This window comes from Streptosporangium sp. NPDC048886, assembly GCF_055586905.1.
In genome coordinates this window covers 110,688-123,722 of sequence record NZ_JBVJHH010000016.1, presented here as the reverse complement: position 1 = coordinate 123,722, position 13,035 = coordinate 110,688, and the positions used below count along the sequence as shown (strand labels likewise).

The window sequence follows — 13,035 nt, the reverse complement described above, 5'->3', positions numbered from 1 at the left end:
GTACGGCACCGACACTTCCGCCACCGGATTACCGCCGGGGTCGGGGGTGTTTAACCAGCCGACCGCGTGCAATCATCGGAAACGTCCGGGGACGCCACTGGGGCGCCTCGAGACTCTTCTGGAGGGTTTGATGTCCTCTTCCGTCACCAGTCGGCCGACCGCTCTCTACGGCGGCCAGACAGGGCGAAGGATCACCGTCCGCGACATCGCCGCCGCCAAGGAGCGGGGTGAGAAGTGGCCGATGGTCACCGCCTACGACGCGATGACCGCCAGGGTCTTCGACGAGGCAGGCATCCCGGTGCTGCTCGTCGGCGACTCGGCCGCCATGGTCGTCTACGGCTACGACTCGACGCTGCCGGTCTCGGTGGACGACCTCATGCCGCTGACGGCCGCCGTGGTGCGCGGCTCGTCGCGCGCGCTGGTGGTCGCCGACCTGCCGTTCGGCTCCTACCAGTCCTCACCGCAGCAGGCGCTGGAGACGGCCGCCCGCTTCATGAAGGAGGCCGGCGCCCACGCGGTCAAGCTGGAGGGCGGCCGCCGGGTGCTCCCCCAGGTCGAGGCCCTGGTCTCGGCCGGCATCCCCGTCATGGCCCACCTCGGCCTGACCCCCCAGTCGGTCAACGCCTTCGGCGGCTACCGGGTGCAGGGCCGCGGCCAGTCCGGTGACGAGCTCATGGCCGACGCCAAGGACCTGGAGTACGCCGGGGCCTTCTCCGTGGTCCTGGAGTGCGTCCCCAGCGACCTCGCCGAGCGGGTCACCACGTCCCTGTCGATCCCCACCATCGGCATCGGCGCCGGTCCCGCCACCGACGCCCAGGTCCTGGTCTGGCAGGACCTGATGGGGCTGACCGCCCACCCCGCCAAGTTCGTCAAGAAATACTTCGACCTGGCCGGGGAGATGGACAGGGCCGTCCGCGCCTACGCCGACGAGGTGACCAGCGGGGCCTTCCCCACCCCCGAGCACAGCTACCACTGACGCGCCGCCGCCGCCCCGGCGCCCCGGGAGATCCCGGAGCACCGGGGCGGCGGCCCGTCCACGCCCCGCGCGGGATCCGCGCCCGGCTCAGAAAGTGACCGTCCAGCCCTCCCGGCCGCCCTGCTCCGCGCCGTAGGAGACCCCGTGGACCTTGAGCCCGGCGGCGTCGAGCAGCGTGATCGCTCCCCCGCCGTTGCCCAGCGTGAACGGGGCGCCGACGGCGATCGGGAGCGTGGCGCCGGGGGGCAGCGGGCCGGGCGGCAGCGGGAAGGCGTTCTTCTGCCGGTCGGCCAGCCGCCATCCGGTGAGGTCGACCGGCTCCGGGGAGGCGTTCAGCAGGGTGACGACCTCGCGCTCGGGCGCCGGCCCGGCGGGGTTGACCAGCGCGGCGAGGACGCGGACGGGCTCCTGGCCGGTGGCGGGCCGCTCGGGCGCGCCGTCCAGGGCGTGCCCGGTGGTGTCGTCGGTGTGCCAGGCCTGGGACTGGAAGGCCAGGAAGATCGCGATCCAGCGTGGTTCGGCGGGGAAGCGCAGGAGCAGGCCGCCGTCCTGCCACACGCCGTCGTCCCCGCGGAAGCGCCGGGAGTTGCCCTGGTTCATGTGGATGTCGTGCACGCCGTTGCCGGGCCGGAACCCGAAGACCTTGTCGGGGGTCGCCGGTTCGGGGCCCCAGCGCTCGCCGAAGGCGTATACGGTCGCCCCGGGGTCGGCGATCGCCCGCTGGACGTAGTGGTCGAGCCTGTCGGCCAGGTCGTTGTCCACCCCCGGCAGGTCGGGCGGGAGCGGGCGCAGGGCCGCGGGGTCGAACAGGTTGCCCCGGATGTAGTCGAGTGCCGCGCCGCCGGGACGGGACGGCAGCGCGTTCCAGCCTCCGGCGGCCTGGGCGAGGAACTCGGTCACGGGGTGCCGGAAGTCCTCGTCGACGAGATGGAGCAGCTCCGAAGGGGCCTGCTGGGACTCGACGTTGACGGCGATCCGGTAGGAGGTCCCCGCCCCGTCGACGAGGTGGACCTGGTAGTGCGGAGTGTCGGCGCCGTCCTCGCGCCGGCTGTCCACGGCCCGCCCCACGAGAACCCCGTAGCTCTTCAGCGGCATCGATCCACCTTCCGAAAGGGCCGACTTTTCGCTCTACACAGTGGCATTACGTGAAAAATCAGGAAAGCGCCTGAGCGAAATCGGCCCAGAGATCCTCGATGTGCTCGATGCCCACCGCGACCCGGACCGTTCCCTCGCCGATCCCGTGGCGGGCGAGCTCCTCGGCCGTCAGTGAGCGGTGGGAGGTGGTCGCCGGGTGCAGGATGAGCGTCTCCACGCCGCCGAGCGAGGGCGCCAGCAGCGCCAGCCGTACCGAGCTCATGAACCGCTCCCCCGCCGCGCGCCCGCCGGTCAGGTCGAAGGAGAAGACGCCGCCGAAGTCCGGCAGCAGCTCCGTGGCCAGCTTGTGCGAGGGGTGCGAGGGCAGGCCCGGCCAGTGCACGGCCGACACCGCCGGGTGGTTGTCCAGGCGGACGGCCAGCTCGCGGGCATTGGAGCAGTGGCGCTCCATCCGCAGCGGCAGGGTCTGCAGGCCCCGCAGGGTGAGCCAGGCGGCGAACGGGTCGGCGGTGGCGCCCAGCTCGACCGCGAAGTGCCACACCTTCCGGTAGAGCTCCTCGGAGGCGAAGACCGCGATGCCGCCGACCACGTCGGTGTGCCCGCTCAGATACTTGGTCGTGGAGTGGACGACGATGTCGGCGCCGTGCTCCAGCGGGCGGCACAGGATCGGCGAGGCGAAGGTGTTGTCCACCACCGAGACCAGCCCGGCCTCGCGGGCCGCCGCGCACATCCCCGGCAGGTCGGCGACCTGGGTCACCGGATTGGCGATCGTCTCCAGGTAGACCAGCCTGGTCTCGGGCCGCACGGCCGCGCGCAGCGCCGCCGGGTCGTCTTCGGGCACGTAGGAGACCGTGATCTGGAACCGCGCCACCAGGTCGTTGATCATCGCGGCGGTGCCGCCGTAGAGCGGCTTCTGCGCGATCAGGTGGTCGCCGGGCTTGAGCAGACCGAGCAGCACGGAGTTGACGGCCCCCATGCCCGACCCGGTGGCGACGGCGCCGACGCCGCCCTCCAGACCCGCGACGGCCTCCTCCAGCGACCGGACCGTCGGGTTCGACAGCCGCCCGTAGACGAAGGCCCCGTCGGGGCGGCCCATCCCGTCGGCGAAGACGGCCGGGTCGTCGAAGACGAACCCCGAGGTCTGGTAGAGCGGCACCGCGATGGGCCGGCTGCCCTGGAGCTGCGGCTGGGGGAGGTGGACGGCACGGGTCTCCGGACGAAGTTCAGTCATGCATCAAGAATGTCCGGCTGATTGGCCGCTTGTCAGAGCCAATCGGGCAAGATTGGTTCATCATGCGAGCCAATTCTGAGCAACTTGTCGCCCGTCTCGGACGCTGGTCGTCCGGTCGGGGCCCCCTGTACCTCCTGCTCGCCGTACGGCTGCGCACCCTGATCGACGACGGCGAGCTGCCTCCGGACACCCTGCTGCCCCCCGACCGGGTCCTCGCGCGGTGGCTCGCGGTGGGCAGGGGCACCGTGGTCGCGGCCTACGACCAGCTCCAGCAGGAGGGCAAGGTGGTGCGCCGGCAGGGCAGCGGCACCCGGGTCTGCGCCGCCGACCTGCCCGCCACCCGCGGCCTCGCCCCCAGCGGCGTGGTCAACCCCCTGCTCCTGCACCTGCTGTCCCCGCCGGACGGCGTCACCCTGCTGACCTGCGCCGCGCCGGACGAGCCTCCCCCGGTGCTGATCGAGGCCTACCAGGCGGCGGCGGCCCGGCTGGCGCGGGTCCGGCACGACATCGGCTACCACCCCGCCGGGCACCCGACGCTGCGCGAGGCCCTCGCGTCCTACTACCGCGCGCGCGGCGTGCCCACCGCCGCCGGGCAGATCCTGGTCACCAACGGCGCGCAGCAGGCGCTGACCCTGCTGGCGAACCTGCTGGTATCCCCCGGTGACACCGTGCTGACCGAGGCGCCCACCTACCCCGGCGCGCTGGAGTCGTTCCGGGACGCCGCCGCCCTGTTCCGCACGGCCGCCGACGCCGGGGAGTTCTGCGCGGCGCTGGCCGACCGGCCGGCCCTGGGCTACGTCGTCCCGACGGGCCACAACCCGACCGGCGCGGTCATGCCCGCGCTGACCCGCCGCCGCCTGGCCGCGCTCGCCGGCGAGCACGACGTGCCGGTCATCGACGACGAGGTCCCCGCCGAGCTCTTCTTCGCCGGCGAGCCCCCTCCCCCGCTGGCCTGCTACGGGACGGCGGAGCAACTGATCACCGTCGGCTCGCTGAGCAAGCTGGTCTGGGGCGGCCTGCGCGTCGGCTGGATCCGCGCGGCGCCGTCGCTGATCTCGCGGCTGGCCCGGCTGCGGGCCGTCCACGACCTCGGCGGCGACGTGCTCGCCCAGCTCGCCTCGGCCTGGCTGCTGTCCCGCGTCGACGAGCTGCGCCGCGAGCGCACCGGCCTCCTCCGCCGGCGCCATGACCACCTCCGCGCCGAACTGGCCAGACTGCTGCCCGACTGGACCTCCGGACCCGCGCTCGGCGGGCAGACGATCTGGGTGCGGCTGCCGCACGGCGACGCCGACGCCTTCGCCCAGGTGGCCCTCCGCCACCGGGTGGCGGTGGCCCCGGGACGCTCCTTCGACCCCTCGGGCGGCCACGGCGACCGGCTGCGGCTGCCGTTCCTGTTCTCCGAGGAGACGCTCACCGAGTCGGTCACCAGGCTCGCCGCCGCCTGGCACGACTACGACGGGGCCCGCCACCCCCACACCCTGCGGGCCCTCGTCGTCTGAGCGGAGTCGTGAATTCCTCACTGTCGCCGGGGGAGGCCGGGCTCCAGGATCGGAGACATGAAAGCGATTCAGGTGGACGGGCTCACCAAGGGCTACGGAGACTTCGTAGCCGTCGGAGGCATCTCCTTCGACGTCCCGCGCGGCGAGATCTTCGCCCTGCTCGGGCGCAACGGTGCGGGGAAGACCACGACGGTGGAGGTGCTTGCGGGCTTCCAGGTTCCGGATGAGGGCACGGTGCGCGTGCTGGGCCTCGACCCGGCCAGGGACCGGGCCAAGGTCCGCGCGAGCACCGGGATCATGCTCCAGGAGGCGGGATTCTTCCCCGACCTGACCGTGGCACAGACCGTGGACGCCTGGCGGGAGTTCGTCGCCGCTCCCCGCTCGCGGGCGGAGGCCCTGGAGCTCACCGGGCTGGGCGGCAGGGCCGCCACGAAGGTGCGTCAGCTCTCCGGCGGGGAGAAGCGCCGCCTGGACCTGACCCTGGCCCTGCTGAGCCGGCCCGACGTCCTGTTCCTCGACGAGCCCACCACCGGGATGGACCCGGAGGCGCGCCAGAACACCTGGGAGGTCATCCGGGACCTCGCCGGGCAGGGCACCACGATCCTGCTCACCACGCACTATCTGGAGGAGGCCCAGCGACTGGCCGCCAGCATGGCGATCATGGATCGGGGGCTGATCGTCGCGCACGGCGGCATGGCCGAGACCCTGGCCTCCCAGACGGGCCGGGTCGCCTTCGAGCTTCCTCCCGCCGTCGCCCCGGAGGACCTGCCGATCCCCGTCACCTCGGTGGAGGGCCGCACCGCGGTCTGCCGCGCCGCCGACCCCGACCTCGCCGCCCAGACCCTGCTGGGCTGGGCCGGCGAGCGCGGCCTGCGCCTGCGCGGCCTGGAGGTCCGCACGGCGACGCTCGAAGACCTGTTCCTGGACCTCGCCGCCGGCGAGGAGAACGACAAGAAGGTGGCATGACCATGTCCGCACGCGATCTGGCGGTGGTGACCCGCTTCAGCGGCCGTCTCTTCTGGCGGGACCGCACCGCGTTGAGCACGTCCGTGCTGCTGTTTCTGGGCCTGGGCATCGGGCTGCCGTTCATGATGGACAAGGTCCGTCCGGGCCACCCGGAGTTCCTGCTGAACCAGCACCTGGGGGTGCTCGCGATGGTCCTCACCCTCGCGACGTTCAACCAGATCGCGGTCACGCTCACCGCCCGCCGCGACCAGCTCGTCCTCAAGCGGATGCGGACCACCGGGCTGAGCGATCCCGCCATCCCCGGCGGGGAGATCGGCAACCTGGTCGTCCAGAGCACGTTGCTGACGGCCGTGGTCTCGGTGGCGCTGTACTCGCTGACCGGCCTGCCCGCGCCGCGCGACCCGCTGCTGTATCTGGTGTTCGTGGTCGCGGGCGCCGCCGTCCTGTGCCTGCTGGGAACGGCGTTCACCGCGATCGTCCCCCGCACGGAGCTGGCGGCCGTCATGGCCATGCCGGTCTTCTTTCTGAGCGGTGTCGGCGCCGGTGGCTTCGGCCCGGTCCTGGAGATCCTTCCCGGCTGGGTCGGCACGGTGCTCGGCCTGCTGCCCACCGGCGCCCTCGTCGAGGCGGCCCAGGCGGCCTACGCCGCGGACGGCACCCTCGCCGGTGACCTGCGGGCGGCCGCCGTACCGGCCCTGAAGCTGGCCGTCTGGGGGGTCGCCGGGCTCCTCGCGACGGCGCGCTGGTTCCGGTGGGAGACCCGAAGGCCATAGGTTCGCTGATATGCGGATAACCCCCCAGCGGCTGGCGATCGGTGTGATCGTGCTGCTCTCCGTGGGCTTCACTGTCTCCCCGGTGATCGTGATCGCCCGGTACGGCGGAGCGGCCGGGGCCGCCGTGCTATCGGCCGTGCTGCCCGGTTTCTTCATTCCGCACTTCCTGCACGTCCGCGCCGCCCTGCGTGGCGCCGAGCCGGGTGGACCGGTCGCCGGGCTCGTGGTGCAGGCGGTCTCCGCCTACGCCCCGATGGTGATCCTCCCGGCCGAGGTCGGCGGCTTCTGGTGGGGCACCCAAGCCATCCTGCTCGGCTCGGTGCTGCTGCGCCTGCGGCTGCCGTTGGCCCTCGGCTGCCTGGCCCCGATGGCGGTGGTCGACTTCATAGCCGCCGGGAGCGCCGACCCGCAGGGTTTCAACCCGCTCGTGGGTTTCTCCGCCGTCACCACCCTCTTCGTCACCGGATTCGTGATCTACGGGGTGGTCCGGCTGGTCGTCGTCAGCAAGGAGCTGGAGCAGGCCAGGACGGAGCTGGCGGAGGCCGCGGTGCTGCGGGAGCGGCTGCGGATCTCCCGGGACCTGCACGACGGGCTGGGCAGCAGCCTGACCGCCGTCGCCCTCAAGGGCGACCTCGCCCGCAGGCTGGTCGAGCGCGACCCCGAGGCGGCGCGGGCGGAGCTGTCGGAGCTGGTCCACGTGGCCAGGGACGCCGCCCAGGAGGTGCGGCAGGTCGCGCGGGGCTACCGGGAGATGTCGCTGCGGGAGGAAGTGCACCGGGCGGTCGCGCTGCTGGAGGCGTCCGGGGTGAGCTGCCAGACCAACCTCGCCGAGCTCCGGGTGTCCCGGCCGGTCGACGAGGCGCTGGCCTGGGCGGTGCGCGAGGGGATCACCAACGTGGTGCGGCACAGCCGGGCGACGATCTGCTCGATCACCACCTCCGCCGGGGCCGGCACCGTACGGCTGGAGCTGGTCAACGACCGCGCCCACGGGCGCTCGGCCGACGGCAACGGGCTGACCGGCCTGAAGGAACGGGCCGACGGCCTGGGCGGCTCGGTCAGCGCCGGGCGGACCGAGAACGGCGGGTTCCGGCTCGCGATGGAGGTGCCGGCATGATCCGTGTGCTGCTCGCCGAGGACATGCACATGATCAGGGCGGCGCTCAGCGCGCTGCTGAGGCTGGAGCCCGACATCGACGTGGTCGCCGAGGTCGTCCGCGGCGACCGGATCGTCCCCGAGGCCCTGCGGACCCGGCCGGACGTGGCGGTGGTCGACATCGACCTGCCCGGGGTCGACGGCATCACCGCCTCGGCGGAGCTGCGCAGGACGCTGCCCGGCTGCCGGATCCTGATCCTCACCGCGATGGGCCAGCCGGGCCAGGTGCGCAGGGCGCTGGCGGAGGGCATCGAGGCGTTCCTGGTCAAGGACGCCCCCGGTGACCACCTGGCGGAGGCGGTCCGGCGCACCGCCCAGGGCCTGCGGGTGCTGGACCCCGAGCTGGTGGCCGCCGCCATCGAGTACGGCGCGAGCCCGCTGACCCCCCGCGAGGCCACCGTGCTCAGGGAGGCCGCGAAGGGCGCCCCGGCCGAGGAGATCGCCGGACGGCTGCATCTGTCCACCGGGACGGTGCGCAACTACCTGACCAGCGCCATCACCAAGACCGGCGCCCGCAACAAGATCGACGCGGTCCGGATCGCCGAGGACGTCGGCTGGATCTGAGACCTGTCCCGCGGGCCCTGCCGGCACGGGGTCCGCAGGAACGGCTCTCACCGTCCGGGCCGGCGGTCCGGCGCCGGCCGCCCGGGTTCAGGGCCCGTGGACGCCGAGCTCCCAGAGGGAGTGACGCCACCGGGTGGCCCGCTGCGTGCCGTTCCGGACGGGCCCGTGCGGGGGCCGGACGTCGGTGCGGGAGTCAGATGTCGGGACGGTGTCAGACGTCGGTGACGCGGAGGCCGGCGTGGGCCTTGTAACGGCGGTTGATGGAGATGAGGTTGGCGGTCAGCGCCTCGACCTGGTGGGCGTTGCGCAGGCGGCCGCCGTATACGCCGCGGACGCCCGGGATCCGGGCGGCGAGCTCCTGGACCGTGTCGGTGGCCGCACGGTCGTCGCCCAGGACGAGCACGTCCAGGTCGATCTCGGCGACCTCGGGGTCCAGCAGCAGGACGGCCGAGACGTGGTGGAAGGCGGCGACCACACGGCTGTCCGGGAGGACCGCGGCGGCCTGCTGGGCGGCGCTGCCCTCCTCGACGGCCAGCGCGTAGGCGCCCTGCTTGTCGAAGCCCATCGGGTTGACGCAGTCGATGACGATCTTGCCGGCCAGCTCGGCCCGCAGGGACTCCAGGGTGGGCCTGTGGCCCTCCCACGGGGTCGCCACGATCACCACGTCGGCCTCGGCCGCCACTGTCGCGTTGTCCGCGCCGCCGGCCGGCACCCCGAGGCCCGCCGCCACCTCCCGCGCCCGCTCCGCGCTGCGCGAGCCGATCAGCACGGTGTGGCCCGCCATGGCGAACCGCCTGGCCAGGCCCTTGCCCTGATCGCCGGTGCCGCCCAGGATCCCGATCGTGATCTCGCTCACGTCCAGACTGTCAGTGCTCACCCGTCGCTCCTCGTCGTCCTGGTCCGTCGGCGCCGGGTCCGCCCGGCCGTACGGCATGCTCAGATCATGCCAGGGCCCGTGTTCCCGGGACCAACCTGGGGTGACTGGGGCACCATGGAGCACATGGACGCTCGGTCGGTGGCACTCCTGCGCGAGATCCTGGACTCGACCGGCTGGGTGGAGCACACCCGCCGGCTCGGGCTCGCCCTGCGCGCGACGCGATCCCCCGGGGGCCTGCTGGTGGTCGGCACGCCCGAGGAGGAGCCCTGGCACCTGACCGCGCACCTCGGTGATGAGGCCCGGCTCGCCGGGCTGCCCCAGCTCGCCCCCACGCTGGTGCGCTGGGCGCCCGTCCCCGGCTCGCCCGCGCACCTGCGGGTCGGGCTGGAGCGGATCGAGCAGGCCGGGCGGGGCGAGACATTGTTCGTCGTGGCCGAGGAGCGGGCCCCCGGGTCCCTGCTGGAACGGGTGAGCGACGCCCGGCGCACCGGAGCCACCATCCTGGCCCTGGACGGCGGCGACCCCGAGCTGGAAGGGCTGGCCCACGACGCGCTGACGGTCCCCGGCCAGGCCCCGATCTCCTTCGACGGGGCCCAGCACCTGATCAGCATGGCGGCGGGCGAGACCGACCGCCGCCCGGGTCTGCGTGACCGGCTGGCCCGGCTGCTGGAGCGGGTCAGCGGCCCCCGCGTCACCGACTGACCGGAGCCGCCGGGCCGCACACCACCGGGACCGCCGGTCAGCGGGCGCCGTAGCGCTCACCGAGCCGCGCGGGCAGCCCCTCGGCGGCCTCTCTGAGCGCGGCGACGACCACGGCCTGCACCGGGCCGGGCTCCCCCGACCGGGTACGGCTGACGCGGGTGACGGCGTTCAGGCGGCGGGCGCCGACGCCGGTGATGTCGGTGACCACGACCTCGCCCGCCGGGACCTCCAGCAGGGCCAGCGACGGCACGATCGCCACCCCGTGCCCCGCCGCCACCAGGGCGAGGGTGGGCGGGAACTCCTCGATCACGTGAGCCCGGTGCGGGGTGAAGCCGTGCAGGGCGGCCAGCCGCTCCAGCGCGTGCCCGCACGCCTGGTCCGGCGGTCCCGCCACCCAGGGCACGCCGCCCAGCTCCGCGACCTCACGCGGGACCTCCGTCCAGCCCGGCGGCACCACGATGCGGTATTCGTCCACGTAGAGGCGGTGGGAGACGATCGAGGAGCGTGCCGGGGCGGGCTTGTCGGCGTCCTGCTCGGTGATGGCCAGATCGATGCCGCCCAGGCGGAGCTCCTCCAGGGCCGGCGGGCCGTACAGCTCGCGGATGCGGGGCCTGATCTGCGGGTGGCGCTCGGCCAGCGTGCCCAGGGCGGGCACCAGCAGGTGCTTGATGACCGTCGGGAACGCCGCGATCGACACCGGCCCGGCCAGCAGCTCGGCGAAACGGGTCAGCTCCCGCTTCGCCTCGGCCAGCTCCTCCTCGACCCGCTCGGCGTATCCGGCGAGGACCCGCCCGGCCGGAGTGAGCGTGATCCTGCGCTGCGACCGGTCCAGGAGCGCCAGCCCGACCTCCCGCTCCAGGAGCGCGAGCTGCTGGGAGACCGCCGAGGCGGTCAGGTGCAGCGCCTCGGCCGCCCGCATGACGCCGCCGCGGCGTGCGACCTCATGGAGTATCCGGAGCCGCCGGGGGTCGATATCCATACAGCTGAGCTTACGCGGATATTAAGGAGGCTTAACTTGCCCTTCAGTGAGACAGCCGGGGATCATTGCGGCATGCACCCCTTTTCAACCGGCATGTGATTCGATGTCCGTCCTTGTCAACGTGCTCGGCTGGATCGGCGCCGGTCTCATGCTGTACGGCTACGCCATGGTGTCCGCCTCCCGGATGGCCGGGGACGGCATGCCGTACCAGACGATCAACCTCGTCGGGGCGGTCGCCCTGATGATCAATACGGCCTACCACTCGGCCTGGCCCTCGGCGATCCTCAACGTCGTCTGGGGGGTGATCGGCCTGGCGGCCGTCACCCGGATGGCCAGGACCAGACCCAGGAAGAAGACGGTGAACACCCCATGACCCGGCTGGTCGAACTGAGCCACCCCATCACCGAGGGCATGCGTACCTATCCGGGCGTCCCCGGACCGCGGCTCGGCGCGCACCTGACCAGAGAGGCCTCGCGCGAGGTCTACGCGCCCGGCACCGAGTTCCACATCGGCAGCATCGAGCTGGTCGCCAACACCGGCACCTACCTGGACACCCCGTACCACCGCTACCCCGACGGCGCCGACCTGTCCGGGGTGCCGCTGGAGGCGATCGCCGACCTGCCGGGAGTGGTCGTGCGGGCCGAGGGCCTGCGCTCGGTGGGGCTGGACCGGTTCGCCGGACACGACGTGCGGGGGAAGGCCGTGCTCGTCCAGACCGGCTGGGACCGGCACTTCGGCACCGAGGACTACTTCCACGGCCACCCCTACCTCGAACCCGCGGCGGCCGGGTGGCTCGTGGCCCAGGGCGCGGCGCTCGTCGGGATCGACACGCTGAACATCGACGACACCCCGCCGCGCGGCGAACGCCCCGCGCACACGCTCCTGCTCGGCGCGGGCATCCCGATCGTGGAGCACATGACCGGCCTGGGCGCGCTCCCCGACACCGGCTTCCGCTTCCACGCCGTCCCGCCGATGGTGGTGGGCATGGGCACCTTCCCGGTCCGCGCCTACGCGGTCGTGAACGGCCAGCCGCACCGGTCCGGGGCGGCGCCCGCGGCCGTCCGCTAGCTGTCCTCCCCCTCCCAGGTCTTGTCCTCCTCCCGCCACGCCTCGTTGCGCTCGGCCGCGGTCTTCAGCGCGTTGGCCGCGGCCTCCCGGGTCTCGTAGGGGCCGAGCCGGTCCTTGTTGGGGCACCCCTCATCGGGTTCGACCGCCATGTGCTTCAGGCAGAACCACCACTGATCACTCATGACGGCAATACTGCCCACTGGGAAGCACAACTAGACTGGGGGACCATGACGACACTGCTCCAGCCCGGGCGGATCTCGCCCACCCGCAAGGTCCCCGCCGGCATCGAGCGGCCGGAGTATGTCGGGAAGAAATCCCCGAAGACCGGCGAGTCCGATGTCAAGACACCCGAGATCATCGAGCGGATGCGGATCGCGGGCAAACTGGCCGGCCAGGCGCTCGAGGAGGTCGGCAGGCACGTGGCGCCCGGCGTCACCACCGACGAGCTCGACCGGATCGGCCACGAGTTCCTCTGCGACCACGGCGCCTACCCCAGCACGCTCGGCTACCGGGGCTATCCCAAGTCGCTGTGCACCTCGATCAACGAGGTGATCTGCCACGGCATCCCGGACGACACGGTGCTGCGCGATGGCGACATCGTCAACGTGGACATCACCGCCTTCATCGGCGGCGTGCACGGCGACACCGACGCCACCTTCCTGGTCGGCGACGTGGACGAGGAGTCACGCCTGCTGGTCGAGCGCACCCGCGAGGCCACCGACCGCGCGATCAGGGCCGTCGCACCCGGCCGTCAGCTCAACGTGGTCGGCCGCGTCATCGAGGCCTACGCCAAGCGGTTCGGCTACGGCGTGATCCGCGACTTCACCGGCCACGGCATCGGCACCACCTTCCACTCCGGCCTGATCGTCCCGCACTACGACGACCCGTCGCTGGCGGTCACCCTGGAGCCCGGCATGACGTTCACCATCGAGCCCATGCTGACCCTCGGCACCATCGACTACGACATCTGGCCCGACGGCTGGACCGCCGTGACCAAGGACCGCAAGCGGACCGCCCAGTTCGAGCACACCATCCTGGTCACCGACACCGGCCGGGAGATCCTGACGCTCCCCTGAGGCCCCGCCGGGGAGCCTCCCGCACGCCGTACCCGCCGGGTGGCGCGCCCGCGTATCCGGCGGGCCGTCACCGTGAC

At 72.9% G+C, this 13,035-nt stretch carries 15 protein-coding genes; 10 read left to right on the top strand and 5 right to left on the bottom strand.

Features of this window, described 5'->3' with window-relative positions; genetic code table 11:
• Window positions 1-130: 130 nt before the first annotated feature.
• A complete protein-coding gene (gene panB / locus ACZ6R6_RS21370; protein WP_470095755.1) occupies window positions 131-976 on the top strand; it encodes a 3-methyl-2-oxobutanoate hydroxymethyltransferase in 846 nt (281 codons plus the stop codon).
• An 87-nt stretch (window positions 977-1,063) separates the two neighbouring features.
• On the opposite strand, the gene ACZ6R6_RS21365 is transcribed toward panB, so the two are convergent.
• Together ACZ6R6_RS21365 and ACZ6R6_RS21360 are read right to left on the bottom strand one after the other, a co-directional pair.
• Window positions 1,064-2,071: a DUF2278 family protein gene (locus tag ACZ6R6_RS21365; RefSeq protein WP_470095753.1), complete on the bottom strand. Its 1,008-nt coding sequence runs from the start codon at window positions 2,069-2,071 to the stop codon at window positions 1,064-1,066.
• A 58-nt stretch (window positions 2,072-2,129) separates the two neighbouring features.
• The gene (locus ACZ6R6_RS21360) at window positions 2,130-3,302 is read right to left on the bottom strand and encodes a trans-sulfuration enzyme family protein (protein WP_470095751.1); all 1,173 of its coding nucleotides are present in this window, start codon (window positions 3,300-3,302) and stop codon (window positions 2,130-2,132) included.
• A 62-nt stretch (window positions 3,303-3,364) separates the two neighbouring features.
• Here ACZ6R6_RS21360 and ACZ6R6_RS21355 point away from each other — a divergent pair, with 62 nt between their 5' ends.
• From ACZ6R6_RS21355 to ACZ6R6_RS21335, 5 genes are read left to right on the top strand one after another with little or no spacing between them, the layout of a single operon-like run.
• A complete protein-coding gene (locus ACZ6R6_RS21355) occupies window positions 3,365-4,801 on the top strand; it encodes an aminotransferase-like domain-containing protein (protein WP_470095749.1) in 1,437 nt (478 codons plus the stop codon).
• A 57-nt stretch (window positions 4,802-4,858) separates the two neighbouring features.
• A complete protein-coding gene (locus tag ACZ6R6_RS21350) occupies window positions 4,859-5,767 on the top strand; it encodes an ABC transporter ATP-binding protein (protein WP_470095747.1) in 909 nt (302 codons plus the stop codon).
• Between the two features lie 2 nt (window positions 5,768-5,769).
• The gene (locus ACZ6R6_RS21345) at window positions 5,770-6,540 is read left to right on the top strand and encodes an ABC transporter permease (protein WP_470095745.1); all 771 of its coding nucleotides are present in this window, start codon (window positions 5,770-5,772) and stop codon (window positions 6,538-6,540) included.
• Window positions 6,541-6,550: 10 nt separating this feature from the next.
• On the top strand, window positions 6,551-7,654 hold the full coding sequence (locus ACZ6R6_RS21340) for a sensor histidine kinase (RefSeq protein ID WP_470095743.1): 1,104 nt from the start codon (window positions 6,551-6,553) through the stop codon (window positions 7,652-7,654).
• A complete protein-coding gene (locus tag ACZ6R6_RS21335; protein ID WP_470095741.1) occupies window positions 7,651-8,256 on the top strand; it encodes a response regulator transcription factor in 606 nt (201 codons plus the stop codon). The genes ACZ6R6_RS21340 and ACZ6R6_RS21335 overlap by 4 nt, the downstream gene beginning before the upstream one ends.
• Window positions 8,257-8,467: 211 nt before the next feature.
• Here ACZ6R6_RS21335 and npdG read toward each other — a convergent pair whose 3' ends face one another.
• Window positions 8,468-9,133: an NADPH-dependent F420 reductase gene (gene npdG / locus ACZ6R6_RS21330; RefSeq protein ID WP_470095739.1), complete on the bottom strand. Its 666-nt coding sequence runs from the start codon at window positions 9,131-9,133 to the stop codon at window positions 8,468-8,470.
• A 123-nt stretch (window positions 9,134-9,256) separates the two neighbouring features.
• Between npdG and ACZ6R6_RS21325 the strand changes: the two genes are divergently transcribed.
• Complete coding sequence (locus ACZ6R6_RS21325; protein ID WP_470095737.1) at window positions 9,257-9,835, top strand: hypothetical protein; 579 nt, start codon at window positions 9,257-9,259, stop codon at window positions 9,833-9,835.
• A gap of 37 nt (window positions 9,836-9,872) precedes the next feature.
• Here the strand turns inward: ACZ6R6_RS21325 and ACZ6R6_RS21320 are convergent, their stop codons facing one another.
• Window positions 9,873-10,814 (bottom strand): LysR family transcriptional regulator, encoded by a 942-nt coding sequence (locus ACZ6R6_RS21320; RefSeq protein WP_470095735.1) that lies wholly within the window; start codon window positions 10,812-10,814, stop codon window positions 9,873-9,875.
• Between the two features lie 103 nt (window positions 10,815-10,917).
• On the opposite strand from ACZ6R6_RS21320, the gene ACZ6R6_RS21315 reads away from it, so the two are divergent.
• Together ACZ6R6_RS21315 and ACZ6R6_RS21310 are read left to right on the top strand one after the other, a co-directional pair.
• Complete coding sequence (locus tag ACZ6R6_RS21315; protein ID WP_470095733.1) at window positions 10,918-11,187, top strand: CBU_0592 family membrane protein; 270 nt, start codon at window positions 10,918-10,920, stop codon at window positions 11,185-11,187.
• Window positions 11,184-11,882 (top strand): cyclase family protein, encoded by a 699-nt coding sequence (locus ACZ6R6_RS21310; protein WP_470095731.1) that lies wholly within the window; start codon window positions 11,184-11,186, stop codon window positions 11,880-11,882. Before ACZ6R6_RS21315 ends, ACZ6R6_RS21310 begins: the two co-directional genes overlap by 4 nt.
• On the opposite strand, the gene ACZ6R6_RS21305 is transcribed toward ACZ6R6_RS21310, so the two are convergent.
• The gene (locus tag ACZ6R6_RS21305; protein ID WP_306857451.1) at window positions 11,879-12,064 is read right to left on the bottom strand and encodes a hypothetical protein; all 186 of its coding nucleotides are present in this window, start codon (window positions 12,062-12,064) and stop codon (window positions 11,879-11,881) included. The genes ACZ6R6_RS21310 and ACZ6R6_RS21305 overlap by 4 nt on opposite strands.
• Before the next feature lie 45 nt (window positions 12,065-12,109).
• Here ACZ6R6_RS21305 and map point away from each other — a divergent pair, with 45 nt between their 5' ends.
• Window positions 12,110-12,958, top strand: coding sequence for a type I methionyl aminopeptidase (gene map, locus ACZ6R6_RS21300; RefSeq protein ID WP_470095729.1), 849 nt, complete (start codon window positions 12,110-12,112; stop codon window positions 12,956-12,958).
• Window positions 12,959-13,035 lie beyond the last annotated feature (77 nt).